Source organism: Streptomyces sp. XD-27 (assembly GCF_030553055.1).
In the GTDB taxonomy this organism is placed as follows: domain Bacteria; phylum Actinomycetota; class Actinomycetes; order Streptomycetales; family Streptomycetaceae; genus Streptomyces.
On record NZ_CP130713.1, the window covers coordinates 5712945 to 5730854 of the forward strand.

Genomic DNA, 17910 nt, shown 5'->3' on the forward strand with positions numbered 1-17910 from the left:
GAACGACCGTTCTCGCTGACGTTTATGTGGCCATCTCCCGTTCTTCAGTGGTTCAGGCCACCGCGCGATTACTTTCAGTGGTCACCAGGCTTGGCATGTCCTTGTCGAGCGCCTCAGCATGGAGGCAACGTGCTCGAGAATCGGGAGCCCCCCATGGAAGCCCACGACACCGACACCCCGCCGACCCGGCGCGGCCTGCTCCGCTCGGGCGTCGGCCTGGGCGCCGCCGCGCTCGGCCTCGCCCCCGCGACCGCCGCCGCCGGGACCACGTATCCCCCCACCCACTGGATCCCGGCCAGCAGCTCCAACTACACCGCCTCCAGCCGCCCGACGGCCTATCCGATCGACCTCGTCGTCATCCATGTGACCCAGGAGACCTTCCAGGACGCGATGCGGATCTTCCAGGACCCGGCCAGGAAGGTCTCCGCGCACTACATGCTCGCCTCGGCGGACGGCTACATCGGCCAGTTCGTCCGGGAGAAGGACATCGCCTGGCACGCCGGGAACTGGACCTACAACACCCGCAGCATCGGCATCGAACACGAGGGCTGGGTCGACAAGCCGGAGTACTTCACCGACGTCATGTACCGGCAGTCCGCCCGGCTGACCGCCGCGATCTGCACCCGGTACGGCATCCCCCGGACCCGGTCCCGCATCATCGGCCACTACGAGGTGCCCGGCTCCACCCACACCGACCCCGGCAGGCACTGGGACTGGGACCGCTACATGGCGCTGGTCAACGCCGCCTGACGGCCCGAGGGCCGGGGCCGCTAATCTGTGCCTGTCGAACAAGCACACAAGTAATAAGGGGTGGGCCCAGGTGGCTGACATCGAGGCGGCCAAGAAGGCGTTCGAGCGATTCGACGTGGACGGTGACGGGTTCATCACCGCGGCCGAGTACAAGAGCGTCATGGCGCAGCTGGGTGACCCGTACGTCACGGAGCCGGTGGCCCAGGCCCTGATCAACTCGCGTGACACCGACCACGACGGCCTGCTCAGCTTCGAGGAGTTCTGGGCCTCCCTGAACCACGAGGGCTGAGCCCGAACCGCCGGCCGCGGCACCGCATGCGGGCCGCGGCCGCCGGTCAGCGCCAGCCGCGCCGCTGCGCCCCGGCCCGCCGGCGCCGGTCGTTGCACAGCAGACAGCGCCCGTAACCGGGCGGCAGCGGGTCGTCCTTGTCCCCGTACAAGGGGTCGACGGCGCCACGCGGATGCTCGGCGCACCCCGTCGCGCCATGCCCGGCCCCCAGCGCCTGGGCGGCCGCCAGCGCCCGGCGCAGGGCGTCGGTGAGCTGGTCGGCCTCATGGCCGCTGGGCGCGGCCTCCAGGGAGAAGGCGATGTCCGATGCCGTACTGAGCGCGCTCTGGAGCTCGCGCAGGTCTGCGTAACCCATGCCCACGAGGCTAGGCGCACCCACTGACAACGGCCGGGCCGGAGCACCAGGGCGGGCCTACGACGTGGCCCACTCCCGCAGCGCGGCCTTGCTGCCGAACGCCGCGACGTCCTTGTCCAGGGGGTCGCGCGTGTACTGGTGGATCCGCCACTTTGCCTTGATCCGCGGCTTGCCCGCCGTCACGTAGTCCGCTATCCACAGCCCGTCACCGGCGTACGACGTGGTGTCGTGGTTCAGCCAGAAGTACCGGTTGCAGTACAGCAGCACTCTGTGGGTGGGGCGGGGGCGCAGCGCCTTCACCTCCCGGATGAACCGGTCCTTCTCGGCGTTGCTCGCGCGCGTACCCGAGCCGGTCGTCTCCCAGTCGACGGCCAGCAGGTCGCCCTCCTTCGACGCGCACTTCTCGACGAAGTAGCGCGCCTGCGCCGCGATGTTGCCCGGCCACAGGAAGTGGTAGAAGCCCACCACGCAGCCCGCCTTCCGGGCGTGCGAAGCCTGGGCGGACTGCTTGGGGTTGATGTACGAACGGCCCTCGGTGGCCTTGACGAACACGAAGGACAGTCCGTCGGTGTCGAAGGTGGAGGACTGGTGTGAACTGACGTCGATGCCTCGCAGCATGCGATCGCCTCCCGGGCTCTGCGTGGGAAGGGAGCGGGGTTTACACACAGCGTGCCCGGATATAGACGGTGTGCAACGTCGTTGCCCGTGGTGGCGGCATGTGCGCGCATGGCGTGGGTTCCGTCAACTGTCAGCGGTTCCACGGCCGTCGGGCCATGGGCCGCCGTATCGTCGCGGGTCGCGACTGCCGCCCGCAGCGGGACGGTTCCGGCCACCCGCCCGCACCGACCGAGGACCGCGATGACCGATTTACCTCTGGCGCTGACCGCGTGCCTGGGCTTGGGCTCCCTCGTCGCCGTGGCGCTGGTGCCGTTCCTGGTACGGGCCCGCCGGCACGCGGCCCGGGCGCGGTCCGAACGCGACGCCGCGGCCGAGGAGGTCACCCGGCTCACCGCGCGGGTCACGGCCCTGACGGAGGAGACCCGGCACCTGGTCGCCAACCGGCTGCCCGCGCTCACCAGCCATCTGCGGCACAGCCACGTCCCCGTCCCCGGCCTCGCCGACCCCGGCCTCCTCGGCAGCGAGACCGACCGCGACCACCGCGCGGTGCTGGACCTGGTCTCGCGCGCCGTGCTCGCCGAGCGGCACCGGGTGGACGAGGCGGCGCAGGCGACCGTCCGCGGCACCACCACCGTCATGCAGGCCAAGAGCTACCAGCTCCAGGACCTGGTCAACGCGATGCAGCACCGGTACGACGACCCGCGCATCATCGCCGACACGGTCGCCCTCAGCCGCCTCAACGAGCAGATCCTGCGGCGCATTCAGGCCACCGGCGTGGTCTGCGGCGCCACCGCGGGCCTCACCCGCGCCGACTCCCACCTGGGAGACATCGTCGTCGGCGCCCAGTCCCGCATCGTCGGACCCGAGCGGGTCCGGGTCACCAGCCGGCTGACCGACCCCATCGGGGTCGTCGCCCGCGCCGCCGAGCCCGTCGCCATCGCCGTCGCCGAACTGCTCGCCAACGCCGTGCACCACTCCCACGGCACCCTGGAGGTGGACGTCAGCCTCCACCAGAGCGACAGCGGCGCCGTGATCGTCATCGACGACGCGGGCGTCGGCATGCACCCGGAGGAGATCGACTACGCGACGCGCATGATGTCCGGGCAGCACCCGGTGCTGCTCACCGAGCTGGGCGACCCGCCGCGCGCGGGCTTCGCGGCCATCGGCCGCCTGGTGCGGCAGTTCGGGTTCGGCGTCTCGGTCGACAAGCCCGCCCCGTACGGCGGGGTCCGCGCCATCGTGCACATCCCCGGCCGGCTGCTGACCATCCTCGACGAGACCACCACCCCCATGTCCGTGGTGGCCCCGCTGCCGCCGCGCCCCACCACCGGGCCCGCCGACCCGGCCCACGCCCCGCGGGACGCCGACACCGGGCTGCCGCGCCGCCGTCGCCGCGCGCCGCAGCCGCCCGAGGACCACCCCATCGGCGCCGCGCGGGGGACCGGGGCGGCCGCCCCGCCGCCCGCCCCCCGTCCACCCGCCGCCCGCAGCCCCGAGCAGACCGGCGCCGTCTGGGGCTCGTTCCAGCGCGGCACCGCCTCCGGCCGGGCGGCGAGCGCGCGCCGGTCCGGCCACCAGGACGCCCCGCACCCCCCGCACCCCCTGGACCCCCACGACGGCCAGGACCGCCAGGAAGGGAACACCTCCTCATGACCGCCCCCAAGCGCACCGTCCGCCCCGACATGTCCTGGGTCCTGGACCCCCTGCTGGTCCTCAAGGGCGTACGCCACGGGGTCGTGCTGTCCTCCGACGGCATGGTGACCGGTGCCTCCCCCCGGCTGACCCGGGAGGCCGGCGAGGGGGCGGCGGCGATGATGTCCGCGCTCCAGGGCGCCGCCCGCACCCTGGCCAGGGAGCTGTCCGGCGACCCGCGGACCGCGGTGGAACAGGTGGTCGTCGCCACGGACAACGGCTACGTCTTCGCCGTCCCGGCGGGGGAGAACACCTTTCTGGCGGTCTTCGCCGACCGCGGCTGCGACATGGAGATCCTCTCCCACCACGTACAGATCCAGGTCACCACCCTGGGCGAGAAGGTCATGACCGCCGAGGCGCGTGACAGCGGCGCGACGGCCTCATGACGGGCGGGCGGCAGAGCAGACCGTTCGTCCCGTCCTTCATGGCGCTCGGCGACCGCGCCGAGCCCAGCCGCAACACCCTGGACGCGCTCTCGCTGCTCAGCGCGGCCACCGACCAGGTGCCGCCCGGACTCGACCCGCCCCGCTACCGCATCGCCGAACTCCTCAGCGGCGGGCCGCTGTCGCTCGCGGAGGTCGCCGCGTACGCCCGGCTGCCCGTCGGCGTCGCCAAGGTGCTGGTGGCCGAGCTCGTCGACCAGGGCCATCTGCGGGCCCGTGCCCCCGTGCCCCAGGCGGACCAGCAGGACACGCAGTTACTGGAGAGGGTGCTCAGTGGGCTCCGTGCCATACGAGGCGAATGACAGCACACCGGCGATCCCGGCGGCCCCCGCGGGCGGGGCACGCACCGGATTCCCCGGCTATCTGACGGACACCCGGCAGACACTCGTGAAGATCGTCATCGCCGGGGCCTTCGGCGTCGGCAAGACCACCTTGGTCCAGACGGTCTCCGAGACCCGGCCGCTGCACACCGAGGAGGTGATGACCCGGGCCGGGGAACTCGTCGACGACCTGCACGGCATCCGCGACAAGACCGGCACCACCGTCGCCCTCGACTTCGGCCGCCGCACCCTCCCCGGCGACCTGGTGCTCTATCTCTTCGGCGCCCCGGGGCAGCGCCGCTTCCTGCGCCTGTGGCAGGAGATCGCCCACGGCGCGTTGGGCGTGCTGGTGCTGGTCGACACCCGGCGGCTGGACGCGTCCTTCGAGGTCCTCGACCTGATCGAGGAGGCCGGGACGCCCTACGCCGTCGCCGTGAACACCTTCCCCGACTCGCCCGCCCACAGCCTGGACGTCATCCGCGACCACCTCGACCTCGCGCCGCACACCCCCCTGGTCGGCTGCGACGCCCGCGACGCCGACTCCGCCGTCGACGCGCTGATCGCGCTGGTCTCGTACCTGATCGCCCACACCACCCTGGACGCCGCCCCATGACCTCGCCCGCGCAACCGCACCACATGCCCGCGATCCCGCTGTACGGGCCGGACTTCGCCGCACACCCGCAGGCGGTGTACGCGCGGCTGCGCGAGTACGGGCAGGTCGCCCCCGTCGACATCGCGCCCGGCGTCGGCGCGTACCTGGTCGTCGGCTACCGCGCCGCCCTCGACCTGCTGCACGACACCGCGACCTGGAGCAAGGACCCCCGCGCCTGGCAGGCCACCGTGCCGCCGGACTGCCCGGTGCTGCCGATGCTGGGCTGGCGGCCCACCGCGCTGACCAACGACGGCGAGACGCACGCCCGTTACCGGCGCGTCATCACCGACGCGTTCGCCATGATCGACCCGCACGCGCTGCGGGCGGAGACCGCGCGTGCCGCCGACTCGCTGATCCGCCGGTTCGCCGCCACCGGCAGCGCCGACCTGGTCGCCGGCTACGCCCGACCGCTGCCGCTGGTCCTGTTCAACCAGCTCTTCGGCGTGCCGTACGAGGACCACGACCGGCTGCTGGCCCCGCTGGCCGGGATACTGGAGGCGCAGAACCCGGAGGAGACCACCCGCTCCGTGGCCGAGTTCGAGGCTTACGTCACCGAACTCGTCGCCCTCAAACAGCGGCGGCGCGGCCCGGACCTCATCTCCCGCTACCTCGACCACCCGGCGGGCCTGAGCGCCGAGGAGGTCGTCCACCACGTCATCCTGACCCTCGCCGCCGGGAACGAGCCCACCGCCGACCTCATCTCCAACGCCCTGTCCCGCATGCTCAGCGACGACCGCTACTACAGCTCGCTGGCCGGGGGCGCCCTCACCGCCCGGGACGCGGTCCACGACGTCCTGCGCAACGAGCCGCCGCTCGCCAACTACGGCGCCCACTTCCCCCGGACCGCCGTCGACTTCCACGGCGTGCGCATCCAGGCCGGGCAGCTGGTCCTCGTCTCGTACGCCGCCGCGAACACCACGCCCGACGGACTGCCGCCCGGCCCCCGCACCGACGGCGGCGCCCACCTCGCCTGGTCCGCGGGCCCGCACGCCTGCCCCGTACGCGGCCACGCGCTGCTCATGGCGACGACGGCCATCGAGCAGATCACCAGCCATCTGTGCGACATGGAGCTCACCACCCCGCGCCCAGGGCTGCCCTGGCGCCCCGGGCCCTTCCACACGGCGCTGGCACACCTCCCGGTGCGGTTCACCCCGATCCATCCCGAGCAGGCGGGCATCACCCCGTGGACGGGCGCCCCACCGCGTTAGGGCGTGACGGGGGGATGGCGCGCATGCCGCGCGAGCGCTGCCGCGAGCGTTCCCGCGCCGGTCACCGCGCGGACACCGGGGCGTTCGGCACCGCCGCGATGGTGGTCGGGTCATAGGCACGGCAGTTCCCTCGAACGGAGCCCAGGCATGCCCCTGCTCTCGACCTCCGCCGCCCCGCCACCCGCCACCCGCAACTACGTCACCTCCATAGCGGACACCAAGGAACAGGTCCACGCCGCGCAGCGGCTGCGCTACCAGGTCTTCGGACAGGAGAAGGGCGCCCGCCTCCAGGTGACCGGCGACGGCCGCGACGTCGACGCGTTCGACGACGTCATGGACCACCTGATCGTCACCGAGACCGCCACCGGCGAGGTGGTCGGCACCTACCGCCTGCTCCCGCCGGGGCGCTCCGAGCGGCTCTTCTCCGACACCGAGTTCGACCTGCGCGCCCTCCCCGCGACCGTCCGCGCCACGATGGTCGAGGCGGGGCGCGCCTGCGTCCACGCCGACCACCGCTCCGGCGCCGTGATCAACCTGATGTGGGCCGGACTCGCCCGCTACGTCCTGCTGTCGGGCTACCGCTACCTCGCCGGCTGCGCCTCCGTCCCGCTGGCCGACGGCGGGCAGGCCGCCGCCAACGCCTGGCTGCTGGGCACCACCAAGCACGCCGCGCCGCCGGAGCTGCGGGTCCAGCCCCTCGAGCCCTGGATGCCCACCCGCACCCTGACCCCCGAGCCCGCCTACGCCGACCTGCCGCCGCTGCTGCGCGGCTACCTGCGGGTCGGCGCCTGGATGTGCGGCGCGCCGCACCACGAACGGGACTTCGACGACGCCGACTTCTTCGTTGTCCTCGACACCGAGCGGATCAACGACCGGTACCGCCGCTACTTCCTGGGCGAAACCCGGTGAACACCTGGGGCCCGTGGTCCCCGTGCACCCCTGGCTGCGCCGCACCCGCCGCGCCCCCGGTTCCGGCCGCCGTCGCCTGGCGGCGCACCGGAGCCCTGGCGCGTACGGTGGCCGGCGCCCTGCTGCGCGGCGGGCGCATCGCCGAACCCGCGGTGCTGCGCTCCCGTGCGCAGGCGGTGCTGGACGCGCTGGACGTACGGCTGGACGTACGGATGTCCGGACGGCCGGAGTGGCAAGGCGGACCGGCGACCGTACCGGGCGGCTCCGGGCCGCTGACCGTGCCCGGCCGCGGCGGCACCCTCGTCGTCGCCAACCACATCTCCTGGCTGGACGTCATCGCGTTGCTCGCCGTCGAACCGGTCACCATGCTGGCCAAGCGGCAGGTGGCCGACTGGCCCGTGGTCGGCCCGCTCACGCGGCGGGCCGGAACCCTGTTCATCGACCGCGACAGCCTGCGCTCCCTGCCCGGCACGGTCGACCGGATGTCCGGGCTGCTGCGCGACGGCCGCTCGGTGATGGTCTTCCCGCAGGGAGTCACCTGGTGCGCCGGCACGGGCGGCACCTTCCGCCGGGCGACCTTCCAGGCGGCCCTCGACGCGGGCGCCCCCATCCGGCCGGTGACCCTCGACTACCTCCAGCACCGCGGCCCGACCACGGTGGCGGCGTTCGTCGGCGACGACGACTTCGCCACCTCGCTGCGCCGGGTGAACCGCGCCGCGGGCCTCACCGTCCGCGTGACGGTCCACCCGCCGCTGCTGCCCGCCCCCGGCGACGACCGCCGCGCGCTGGCGGCCCGCGCGCGGGCCGCGGTGGCCGGGGTGCGGGCCGCGGTGGCCGCGCCGGACCATCCGGCATCGCACCATCCGGCATCGCACCATCCGGCATCGCGACACCGGGCATCGGACCATCCGGCCTCGGACCCTCCGGTAACCGACCGGCAAACGCCCCCCATCCGCCCGCCGCACCCTGCCATGCTCACCGCATGCGCACCGTGTACGCCCTGCTGGTGGGGATCGACGACTATCCGAAGCAGCCCCTGGGCGGCTGCGTCAACGATGTGACGGCCGCGGCGGAATGGCTCCGTGGGCGGCCCGACCTGGACGCCCGCGTGCGCCCGCTGCACAACCGGGAGGCGACCCGGGCCGCGGTCCTGCGGGGCATCGCGGACCACCTCGCGCTCGGCGGCCCCGGGGACACGGCCCTGCTGTGGTTCAGCGGCCACGGCGCGCAGGCCCCGACCGACGACCCCCGCGAAGCCACCGGCATGTCCCAGGCGCTCGTGTGCCACGACAGCCTCACCCCCGGCGGGCAGCCCCTCCTCGCCGACGCCGAACTCGGTGGCCTGCTGGACGGCATCGCCGACCGGGGCGCCCATGTCGTCGCCGTACTGGACTGCTGCTACTCCGGCGGCGCGACGCGCGGCGACGACGACGGCTTCGTCCCGCGCGGCACCGCGTGGCAGCCGTGGTGGCGGACGCCCGGCGGCCGCGGCGCGGCCGGGCCCGGACCGTACCGCCCCCGGCATGTGCTGCTGGCCGCGAGCCGACTGGACGAGAAGGCCCGCGAGGGACATCTGGACGGGCGCCCGCGCGGTCTGTTCAGCCACGCGCTGCTGCACGCGCTGGGCACGACCGGTCCGTTGGCCGCGTACGGGGAGCTGCACGACGAGGTCGCCGACCGGGTGGGCCGGCTCAGTCCCCGGCAGCACCCGCAGCTGGTCGGCGCCGGCGACCGGCGGTCCTTGCACGGTGACCCGCTCCCGGCCGCGCCCTTCCGGCTCCGCCACACGATCGGCGGCTGGCAGGTCAACTGCGGTGCCGCGCACGGGCTGCGGGCCCCCGGCGTCGAGTTCACCGTGCTGGCGGCGCCGGGCGGCGGGCGGCGCGCCGGGGCGCGCGTGGTGGTGCGTACGGTGGAGCCGGAGACGGCGCGCGTGGAACCGGTCGGCTGGCAGCCGGGCGCGGCCGACCGGGAGACGGCCCATCCGGTGACGCCGTCGGCGCTGGCGCTGCCGCCCACCACGGTCGCGGTCACCGGAGCCACCGGCCACGCCGCCGCCGCGCTGCGAGAGGCGATCGCGGGTGCCGCGCTGCTGACCCTGGTCCCGACGGGAGACGAGGGCCGCACACCGCCGTCGGCCCACGTCACCGTCGACATCACCGGGGCGCAGGCCCGGGTGCGGCACCGGGGGCTGGACGCCGGGCGGTTCCTGCCGCTGAGCTCGCCCGGGGACGCCGCGCAGGTCGCCGCCTGCCTCACGCACATCGCCCGCTGGCGCGCCCTGCGCGACCTCGACAACCCGGACCCCGGCCTGTCGGCCCTCGTCCGCGTCTCCCTGGAGCCGCTCAGAGGCGGTGGCGGGCTCTCGGCGGCCGGTGAGCACCTGTACGCGTACGGGCCCGACGGCAGCCCGCCGCTGACGAGGGTGCGCATCCACAACGACTCCGGGCGGAAGCTGTGGTGCGTGCTGCTGAACCTGACCGACAGCCACGAGGCCCATCCGGCGCTGTACCCGGGAGACTTCGTCGGCCCCGGTCGGACCGGCCTGGCGCGGGGCGGCGACCCGGTGTGGCTGCAACTGCCCGGCTCCCGCCCGCTCCGGCCGGGCGCGGCCGTACAGGATTGGCTGAAGCTGATCGTGACCGAGAACGAGCTGAACACTGCGCCGTTCCGGCTCCCGGCGTGGCCCCCGGACGACCTTGTGGGACGGGATGCCACCGGACCGGCCGACGCGATGCTGCGCTTCGACGCCCCCGGCACGGGCGGCCGCGACCTGGGCGGCGCGCCGCACGGGACCGGCCGCTGGGGGACCGCCACGGTCGCACTCCGCACCGTGGTCCCGTGAGCCGACGGCGCCGCTCACCAGCCGAGGTGGGTGAACCCGGCCCACCCCGCCAGGTCCCGCGCGTCGATGGACGGCACCCGGTCCGCCAGCTCCCGCGGCATCCCGGCGGGTGTCTCCCTGCGGTCGTCCAGCATCCACAACTGCGCCCGGCGCAGCGCCGCGCCGGGCGGCAGCCCCGCGCGGTGCATGAAGTGGTGCGCCATGTACATCAGCAGGGACGTGGCCCCGTCCGGCACGGTCCACAGCGAGCCCAGCACCGAGCGGGCCCCGGCGACCAGGAACGCCGTGGCGAGGCTGTACGCCTCGTCGTAGCCCCGCCCGGACACGTTGGTGCTGCACGCGGCGAGCACCACCAGGCCGAGGTCCGGATACCGATCGGCGCCCTCGGTCAGCTCCTCCGCCGTCAGGCGGCCCCCGGCCAGGTCGAGATAGGAGCTGTGCCGCTCCCCGTGCCGCACCACGCCGTGGCAGGCCAGGTGGAGCAGCCCGCCGCGCTGCCGCCGCAGCCAGTCCCGTACCGCCTCCGGCGTCCCCGTGCGGTCGTCCAGGAGCTCGGCCTCCGGGCAGAAGGCGGCGCGGATCGCCGCGGCCTCCTCGGCGGCGTGCCGCAGATCGCCCGTGGGGTCCCCCACGACGAGGGACCGCCGCCCGGCCGCCGTCGCGGGCGGCGCCGGGCGGGCGGCCAGCTCGCACAGCAGCCGGGCCGAGGGCAGGTACGAGATCTGCGCGTCCTGGCACGCGTGGCGCGGCCCGCGCCGCCCGGCGGTACGGGCCGCGTGCCACGGAACCATGCCCAAGGCGCCCACCGGCACCAGGACGACCGCCGGAGCGCGGCCGAACCCGCGCGGCAGCGCCGCCAGCAGCGGGCCCATCACCGCTTCCCCCGCCCAGTCGCACAGCCGCTCCAGCGCGGCCCGCCCCTCCAGCGCGGCCCGGCCGTCGAGTGGCGGCCGCGCCGGGTCGGCCGGCGGCCCGCCCATGTCGCGGCCGGGGGCGCCCGTGGCCCGGTACTCCGCCAACGGGGCCGCGTCCGCCGCCAGTCCGGGCAGCGGGAGGTGCCGTACCGACCCGTCGGCGGAGACGATCAGCGCACCGCCGGGCACCCGGTCCTCACTGGGCATCAGCTCGCCGCCCGGCACCAGGTACACCAGGGCGGTGGCTCCCAGGGTGCGCAGCGCCGCGCCGATCTCGCCGGTCGTGGGCGGTTCCAGCATGCGCGGTCCGTGCGGGGACGCGCTCAGCGCGTCCAGCACCCGGCGGCGCAGTCTGCTCGACGGGCCCATGACCCCCGTTCCATCCGACGGGCCCACGACCCCCGTTCCATTCGACAGACCCATGACTGCCGTTCCGTCCAGCGCCATCGCCCGGCCGCCCGGATCGGGCCCCGCCGCCTCCCACTCCGCCGCCAGGTCGGCGTGCCCGAGCGAGGCCAGCGTCTGCGGGACCGTGGCCGCCACCGTGGCCGCGTGCAGCAGCAGCCCGCGCCCGGCGTCCAGGGCCCGTACGGCGTCGTCGTACGCGCCGTCGAGCAGACACCAGCGGGCGACGTCGAGCGCGCTCTCCGCCGCCTGCCGGCCGACCTCGGCCGCGTGTGCCGTACCGGACTGGAGCAGCACGCTCCAGGTCGTCCCGCGCAGGGCGTCGAGGCCGATCCGCCGGGCCTCCTCGCGGTTGCGGCGCGCCGACCGCGGGTCGAACGGCAGCGTGCCGCCCCGTCTGCGGTAGGCCGTCGCCAGAGCCATCCCCATGGTGGCCCACAGCGGGTGCTCCGGGCCTCCCGCGAGCCGCAGCGTGTGCGACAGCCAGGAGATGCCCTGGTCGAGGTGGTGCCTCCGGCGCGTCACCGGCACGCCGGGCAGGCCGGAGAGGACGCAGTGGCCCACCCCGGCGCTGGAGGCGAAGCGCAGCCAGCGGTCGTCGTCGGCGTCGAGCAGGTCCAGGGCCTCTTCGAGCAGTTCCAGTCCCTCCGAGACCCCCTTCGCGTCGTCGGCGGCCGTCGCGTAGCCCGCCCGGTTGATCCCGGTGCTCCCGAGCTCGTCGATCCGCACGTCTGTCGGCAGAGTCGACAGCAGACGCCGCACCTCCTCCAGCGGGGGCATGGCCGGGCCGAGGCCGGAGGGCGGAAACGTGCCGGTGCGGTGCGCCCGGAGCATCAGCAGGTTGGCTCGCGAGGCGTCCAGAAACCCCTGGATGCGGCTGCGGTCGAGGTGGTCGGGCGGGATCCGGGCCAGCACGGCCTCCAACTCGCGGACGGCCGCGGCCAGCGCCGCCTCGTCCTCGCGCCGGGTGGCCTGCCGGGCGCGGAACCCGGCGAGCTGGCCCTCCATGGCCAGGCGCGCGCCGGGATCGAGCACCTCCGAACCGCTCAGCCGCTGGAGATCCGCCACGGCCGAGTCGAAGTCCTCCTCACCGCCGCTGAGCTGGGCCAGGTGCGCCCGTACGGCCGCGTGGGACAGCTCGATCGCGTCCCGCTCGGGAGAGCCCGGCGGCATCAGCTCGCGGGCCTGCTCCAGCCGGGCCAGCGCCTCCTTCATCCGCGCCGGATCGGCGGACATGGTGCCGTTGAGCACCGCCATCCCGGCCGCCCCGAGAACGCCCGCCCGCCACTGCGGCTCCGTCGGACCGTGGGCGATCGCGCAGCGGAACAGCTCCTCCTGTTGCGCCGGCGTGGCGCACGGCCCCTCGTACTGCAACAGGGGAAGCAGGGTGAGCACCTGTCCGGCGAACATGCCCGCCCGCACGGTGTCTTCCGCCAGGTCACGCCAGTCCGCGTACATCCGCTCGTACGCCTCGCGCGGCGTACGGCACCCGAGCCGGTCGCAGATCAGCGCGGTCAGCCGGATCGCGGTCGCGGCGTCCGGCACACCCCCGGCGCCCGCCCGCCGCAGCTCGTACACGACCGCGTTGAGGTCGTAGCTCCCGCGTTCTGGCACTCCTCAGCCACCCCGTCTCTCCTGCCGCCCTGTATCCAACCGGCCTCTTCCGGTCGCCTGTTGACCGTTCCCCGATCGGTTCGCGGTCGACACCCGCGTCCCCGTGTCTACGGCGCGGGCGCCAGCACCTCGTCCGGCAGTCCGAGCCGCTCGCGCAGCGCCACCGCGCCGGCCTCGGTGACGAGCACGACCCTCGAGGTGCCCCGCCGCGTCAGCCACCCGGCGTCCATCGCGTGCCGGAACAACGCGGCTCCCAGGGCTCCCGCCAGGTGGGGACGGCGCTCGGTCCAGTCCAGGCAGGTACGGACATGGGGGCGGCGCGAGCCCACCGGGCGGTCGTCCGCGACACCGGTCTCCCGCAGCCAGCGCAGGCCCGCCGCCGTCAGGGCGGGGCCGTAGTCCCAGCCGAGGTAGCCCCGGTCCGTCATCGCGTCGGTCACCGCCACGCCCAGCACGCCGGCGAGGTGGTCGTAGCAGGTACGGGCGCGGGACAGGGCGCGGCGCCGGTTGGCGTCCGCCAGCGAGCGCACCGGGGCCGGCCGGTAGGGCGCGTGCGTCGCCAGGCTCTCGATCATCTCCGCGGTGTCCGCGCCCGCGAGCCGTACGTAGCGGTGCCGGCCCTGCCGCTCCTCCGCCAGCAGCCCGCCGGCCACCAGCCGGTTGAGATGCCCGGTCGCCGTCGACAGCGCGACGCCCGCGTGCCGGGCCAGCTCGGTCGCCGTCCACGCCCGGCCGTCCAGCAGCGCGAGACAGAACGCGGCGCGGGTGCGGTCGGCCAGCAGGGACGCGAGCGCGGCGAGGTCCGGTCCGTCCTCGTAGGCGTGGAAGCTGTGCACGCGGCCATTGTGGCGGGCGGACGCTTCGACCGTCACCGAAGCGTCGGGCGCCTACGGTCATCGGCCATGAACAGCGCATCGCAGGCCCCGGCCGGCACCGGCCGGCGGCATCTGACCATCACCCCGAGCATCCTGTACTTCGGTACGCCCGTGGCCCTGCTCAGCACCGAGAACCCTGACGGCACGCCCAATCTCGCCCCCGTCTCCTCCGCCTGGGCCCTGGGGCAGGCCGTGGTGCTCGGCATAGGCAGGGAGAGCCGGACGGCGGACAATCTCGCGGCCCGCCCGGAGTTGGTGATCAGCCTGCCGTCACCGGAGCTGTGGCGGGCCGTGGAGCGCCTGGCGCCGCTGACGGGCGCGGACCCGGTGCCGCCGGGCAAGCGGGCCTTCTACCGCCACGAGCCCGACAAGTTCGCCGCCGCCGGGCTCCACCCCCAGGAGTCGGAGGTGGTCCGCCCGCCGCGCGTCGCGGAGTGCCCGCTCCAACTGGAGGCCAGGGTGCGACAGCTCACCCCCAGCGCCGACGGGGTCTTCTGGGCCGTCGAGACGGAGGTGCTCCGCGTCCACGCCGACCCGCGCGTCGTCATCCCCGGCACCCAGCACATCGACCCCGCCCTGTGGAGCCCGCTGATCTACAACTTCCGCCACTACCACGGCCTCGGCCCGGAACTGGGGCACGGCTTCCGCTCCGAGACCGCGGTACTGACCACCCGGCCGCGCTGACCGGCGGGGCTAGCACTCGATGACGTTGACCGCGAGGCCCCCGCGCGCCGTCTCCTTGTACTTGACCTTCATGTCGGCGCCCGTCTCCTTCATGGTCTTGATGACCTTGTCCAGCGAGACGTGGTGGCGGCCGTCGCCGCGGAGGGCCATGCGGGCGGCGGTGACGGCCTTGACCGAGGCCATGCCGTTGCGCTCGATGCACGGGATCTGGACCAGGCCGCCGACCGGGTCGCAGGTCAGGCCGAGGTTGTGCTCCATGCCGATCTCCGCGGCGTTCTCCACCTGCTCGGGGGAGCCGCCCAGGACCTCGGCCAGGCCGCCGGCGGCCATGGAGCAGGCCGAGCCGACCTCGCCCTGGCAGCCGACCTCGGCGCCGGAGATGGAGGCGTTCTCCTTGAAGAGCATGCCGATGGCGCCCGCGGCGAGCAGGAAGCGGACCACGCCCTCCTCGTCGGCGCCGGGCACGAAGTTGAGGTAGTAGTGCAGGACCGCGGGGATGATGCCCGCCGCACCGTTGGTGGGGGCGGTCACCACGCGGCCGCCCGCGGCGTTCTCCTCGTTGACCGCCATCGCGTAGAGCGTGACCCACTCCATGGCGTGCGCCTGCTGGTCGCCCTCGGCGCGCAGCTGGCGGGCGGAGTGCGCGGCGCGGCGGCGGACCTTGAGGCCGCCGGGGAGGATGCCCTCGCGGGACAGGCCGCGGGCCACGCACGCGCGCATCACCTCCCAGATCTCCAGCAGGCCCGCGCGGATCTCCTCCTCCGTGCGCCAGGCCTTCTCGTTCTCCAGCATCAGCGCGGAGATGGAAAGGCCGGTCTCGTGGGAGAGGCGCAGCAGCTCGTCGCCGGTGCGGAAGGGGTACTTCAGGACCATGTCGTCGAGCTTGATCCGGTCCTCGCCGACCGCGTCCTCGTCCACGACGAACCCGCCGCCGACCGAGTAGTACGTCTTCTCCAGCAGCGGCACGCCCTCGGCGTCGTATGCGAAGAGCGTCATGCCGTTGGCGTGGTACGGCAGCGAGCGGCGGCGGTGCAGGATCAGCTCGGTCGACTCGTCGAAGGCGATCTCGTGAGCGGCCCCTATCTCGGCGCCGAGCAGCCGCAGCCGCCCGGTGCTGCGGATCCGCTCCACCTCGTCGTCGGCGGTCTCCACGTCGACGGTGCGGGGGGAGTGGCCCTCCAGGCCGAGGAGGACGGCCTTGGGGGTGCCGTGGCCGTGACCGGTCGCGCCGAGGGAGCCGAACAGCTCCGCGCGGACCGAGGCCGTCTGGGCGAGGAGGCCGTCCTTCTTCAGCCGGCCGGTGAACATGCGCGCGGCGCGCATCGGGCCGACCGTGTGGGAGCTGGACGGGCCGATGCCGATGGAGAAGAGGTCGAAGACGGAGATGGCCACGGTGGCGGACCCCTTTTTCTGCTGGTGAGCGGTCGTGCGGTGGATGCCGTGCGCGGATGTGGTGCGCGTGCGCGGATGCGGTGCGCGGATGTGGTGCGCGTACGCGGTGTGCGCCGGCACCCGGGGGCACTGCGCGCACCTTCCAGTGTGCACAGTGCCCCGTGTCGGGCGTGTGGGCGTGCGGTTACAGCCCGGAGTACAGCGGGTGCTTCTCGGCGAGCGCCGTGACGCGGGCCTTGAGCGGCTCCGTGTCATGGGTCGGCTTGAGCGCCTCGGCGATGATGTCGGCGACCTCGCGGAAGTCGTCCGCGGTGAAGCCGCGCGTGGCCAGCGCCGGGGTGCCGATCCGCAGGCCCGAGGTGACCATCGGGGGGCGCGGGTCGTTCGGGATGGCGTTGCGGTTGACCGTGATGCCGATCTCGTGCAGCCGGTCCTCGGCCTGCTGGCCGTCCAGCTCGGAGTTGCGCAGGTCCACCAGGACCAGGTGCACGTCCGTGCCGCCGGACAGGACGGAGACGCCGACCTCGGCCACGTCGGGCTGCGTCAGGCGCTCGGCCAGGATGCGGGCGCCGTCCAGGGTGCGCTGCTGGCGCTCCTTGAACTCCTCCGACGCCGCGACCTTGAAGGACACCGCCTTCGCCGCGATGACGTGCTCCAGCGGGCCGCCCTGCTGACCGGGGAAGACCGCCGAGTTGATCTTCTTGGCGAGCTCGGCCGTGGACAGGATCACGCCGCCGCGCGGGCCGCCCAGCGTCTTGTGGGTGGTCGTGGTCACGACGTGGGCGTGCGGCACCGGGTTGGGGTGCAGCCCGGCGGCGACCAGGCCCGCGAAGTGGGCCATGTCCACCATCAGGTAGGCGCCGACCTCGTCCGCGATCCGGCGGAAGGCGGCGAAGTCCAGCTGGCGCGGGTACGCCGACCAGCCGGCCACGATCAGCTTCGGCTTGGCCTCCTTGGCCAGCCGCTCGACCTCGGCCATGTCCACGACGCCGGTGTCGTCCACGTGGTAGGCGACCACGTTGTAGAGCTTGCCGGAGAAGTTGATCTTCATGCCGTGGGTCAGGTGCCCGCCGTGCGCGAGGTTCAGACCCATGATCGTGTCGCCGGGCTTGAGCAGCGCGAACATCGCCGCCGCGTTGGCCTGGGCACCGGAGTGCGGCTGCACGTTCGCGTGCTCGGCGCCGAAGAGCGCCTTGATCCGCTCGATGGCGATCCGCTCGACGACGTCGACGTGCTCGCAGCCGCCGTAGTAGCGGCGGCCGGGGTAGCCCTCGGCGTACTTGTTGGTGAGGACCGAGCCCTGGGCCTCCATGACCGCGACCGGAGCGAAGTTCTCCGACGCGATCATCTCCAGGGTGGACTGCTGGCGGTGGAGCTCGGCGTCGACGGCGGCGGCGATGTCCGGGTCGAGCTCGTGCAGGGAGCTGTTCAGAAGCGACATGCGTCAGGGTCCTTAAGAGCCGGAGAACTCGGTGTACTCGTCAGCGGAGAGCAGGTCGTCCGGCTCACCCGTGATGCGGACCTTGAACAGCCAGCCACCCTCGAACGGGGCGGTGTTCACCAGCGACGGGTCGGTGACGACATCGTCGTTGACCGCGGTGACCTCACCCGTCACCGGCGAGTACAGGTCGCTCACGGACTTGGTGGACTCCAGCTCACCGCAGGACTCGCCCGCGGTCACCGTGGCCCCGACCTCCGGAAGCTGGACGTAGACCACGTCACCGAGCGCGTTGGCGGCGTGCTCGGTGATGCCGACCGTCGACACGCCGTCCTCGGCGGGCGACAGCCACTCGTGCTCCTTGCTGTAGCGAAGCTGCTGGGGGTTGCTCATGACGTGAATTCTCCTGGATCCGAAGGTGTGCCTGTGCCGTGGGTCTTGCCAGGTGGGACGAGGGTGACCAATTCGTCACCGCCGAAGCCGGTGCGCGAGGTGGGCCCTGCCGGT

Annotated in this window: 18 protein-coding genes; 11 read left to right on the forward strand and 7 right to left on the reverse strand. The window is 73.9% G+C overall.

The window, feature by feature from the left end:
• The first annotated feature begins 153 nt into the window (after positions 1-153).
• Together Q3Y56_RS24965 and Q3Y56_RS24970 are read left to right on the forward strand one after the other, a co-directional pair.
• On the forward strand, positions 154-750 hold the full coding sequence (locus tag Q3Y56_RS24965) for an N-acetylmuramoyl-L-alanine amidase (protein ID WP_304464067.1): 597 nt from the start codon (positions 154-156) through the stop codon (positions 748-750).
• Between the two features lie 70 nt (positions 751-820).
• Positions 821-1039 carry an EF-hand domain-containing protein gene (locus Q3Y56_RS24970; RefSeq protein ID WP_304464068.1) on the forward strand — a complete coding sequence of 73 codons (219 nt, stop codon included), beginning with the start codon at positions 821-823 and terminating at the stop codon, positions 1037-1039.
• A 46-nt stretch (positions 1040-1085) separates the two neighbouring features.
• Here Q3Y56_RS24970 and Q3Y56_RS24975 read toward each other — a convergent pair whose 3' ends face one another.
• Together Q3Y56_RS24975 and Q3Y56_RS24980 are read right to left on the reverse strand one after the other, a co-directional pair.
• Complete coding sequence (locus Q3Y56_RS24975) at positions 1086-1394, reverse strand: hypothetical protein (protein WP_304464069.1); 309 nt, start codon at positions 1392-1394, stop codon at positions 1086-1088.
• A 57-nt stretch (positions 1395-1451) separates the two neighbouring features.
• Entirely contained in the window at positions 1452-2012 is a 561-nt protein-coding gene (locus Q3Y56_RS24980) for a glycoside hydrolase family 25 protein (RefSeq protein WP_304464070.1), read from the reverse strand.
• Positions 2013-2252: 240 nt separating this feature from the next.
• Between Q3Y56_RS24980 and Q3Y56_RS24985 the strand changes: the two genes are divergently transcribed.
• From Q3Y56_RS24985 to Q3Y56_RS25020, 8 genes are all read left to right on the forward strand, one after another.
• Positions 2253-3665: an ATP-binding protein gene (locus Q3Y56_RS24985; RefSeq protein WP_304464071.1), complete on the forward strand. Its 1413-nt coding sequence runs from the start codon at positions 2253-2255 to the stop codon at positions 3663-3665.
• Positions 3662-4090, forward strand: coding sequence for a roadblock/LC7 domain-containing protein (locus tag Q3Y56_RS24990; protein WP_304464072.1), 429 nt, complete (start codon positions 3662-3664; stop codon positions 4088-4090). The genes Q3Y56_RS24985 and Q3Y56_RS24990 overlap by 4 nt, the downstream gene beginning before the upstream one ends.
• Positions 4087-4449, forward strand: a complete 363-nt coding sequence (locus Q3Y56_RS24995; protein ID WP_304464073.1) for a DUF742 domain-containing protein — start codon at positions 4087-4089, stop codon at positions 4447-4449. The genes Q3Y56_RS24990 and Q3Y56_RS24995 overlap by 4 nt, the downstream gene beginning before the upstream one ends.
• An 85-nt stretch (positions 4450-4534) precedes the next feature.
• A complete protein-coding gene (locus Q3Y56_RS25000) occupies positions 4535-5080 on the forward strand; it encodes an ATP/GTP-binding protein (protein WP_304465784.1) in 546 nt (181 codons plus the stop codon).
• Positions 5077-6327, forward strand: a complete 1251-nt coding sequence (locus Q3Y56_RS25005) for a cytochrome P450 (protein WP_304464074.1) — start codon at positions 5077-5079, stop codon at positions 6325-6327. The genes Q3Y56_RS25000 and Q3Y56_RS25005 overlap by 4 nt, the downstream gene beginning before the upstream one ends.
• Before the next feature lie 147 nt (positions 6328-6474).
• Complete coding sequence (locus Q3Y56_RS25010) at positions 6475-7236, forward strand: GNAT family N-acetyltransferase (protein WP_304464075.1); 762 nt, start codon at positions 6475-6477, stop codon at positions 7234-7236.
• Positions 7233-8297, forward strand: a complete 1065-nt coding sequence (locus tag Q3Y56_RS25015) for a 1-acyl-sn-glycerol-3-phosphate acyltransferase (protein WP_304464076.1) — start codon at positions 7233-7235, stop codon at positions 8295-8297. The genes Q3Y56_RS25010 and Q3Y56_RS25015 overlap by 4 nt, the downstream gene beginning before the upstream one ends.
• Positions 8219-10081, forward strand: coding sequence for a caspase family protein (locus Q3Y56_RS25020; RefSeq protein ID WP_304464077.1), 1863 nt, complete (start codon positions 8219-8221; stop codon positions 10079-10081). The genes Q3Y56_RS25015 and Q3Y56_RS25020 overlap by 79 nt, the downstream gene beginning before the upstream one ends.
• Before the next feature lie 14 nt (positions 10082-10095).
• Here the strand turns inward: Q3Y56_RS25020 and Q3Y56_RS25025 are convergent, their stop codons facing one another.
• Together Q3Y56_RS25025 and Q3Y56_RS25030 are read right to left on the reverse strand one after the other, a co-directional pair.
• On the reverse strand, positions 10096-13014 hold the full coding sequence (locus Q3Y56_RS25025; protein ID WP_304464078.1) for a CHAT domain-containing protein: 2919 nt from the start codon (positions 13012-13014) through the stop codon (positions 10096-10098).
• Positions 13015-13121: 107 nt separating this feature from the next.
• Entirely contained in the window at positions 13122-13850 is a 729-nt protein-coding gene (locus tag Q3Y56_RS25030; protein ID WP_304464079.1) for a helix-turn-helix transcriptional regulator, read from the reverse strand.
• 66 nt (positions 13851-13916) lie between these two features.
• On the opposite strand from Q3Y56_RS25030, the gene Q3Y56_RS25035 reads away from it, so the two are divergent.
• Positions 13917-14573, forward strand: coding sequence for a flavin reductase family protein (locus Q3Y56_RS25035; protein WP_304464080.1), 657 nt, complete (start codon positions 13917-13919; stop codon positions 14571-14573).
• A 9-nt stretch (positions 14574-14582) separates the two neighbouring features.
• On the opposite strand, the gene Q3Y56_RS25040 is transcribed toward Q3Y56_RS25035, so the two are convergent.
• The 3 genes from Q3Y56_RS25040 to gcvH all read right to left on the reverse strand — a co-directional run bounded on the left by Q3Y56_RS25040 (position 14583) and on the right by gcvH (position 17796).
• Positions 14583-15965, reverse strand: coding sequence for an L-serine ammonia-lyase (locus tag Q3Y56_RS25040; RefSeq protein ID WP_304465785.1), 1383 nt, complete (start codon positions 15963-15965; stop codon positions 14583-14585).
• 184 nt (positions 15966-16149) lie between these two features.
• On the reverse strand, positions 16150-17406 hold the full coding sequence (glyA, locus tag Q3Y56_RS25045) for a serine hydroxymethyltransferase (protein WP_304464081.1): 1257 nt from the start codon (positions 17404-17406) through the stop codon (positions 16150-16152).
• 12 nt (positions 17407-17418) lie between these two features.
• Positions 17419-17796, reverse strand: a complete 378-nt coding sequence (gene gcvH / locus Q3Y56_RS25050) for a glycine cleavage system protein GcvH (RefSeq protein WP_304464082.1) — start codon at positions 17794-17796, stop codon at positions 17419-17421.
• Positions 17797-17910: the final 114 nt, after the last annotated feature.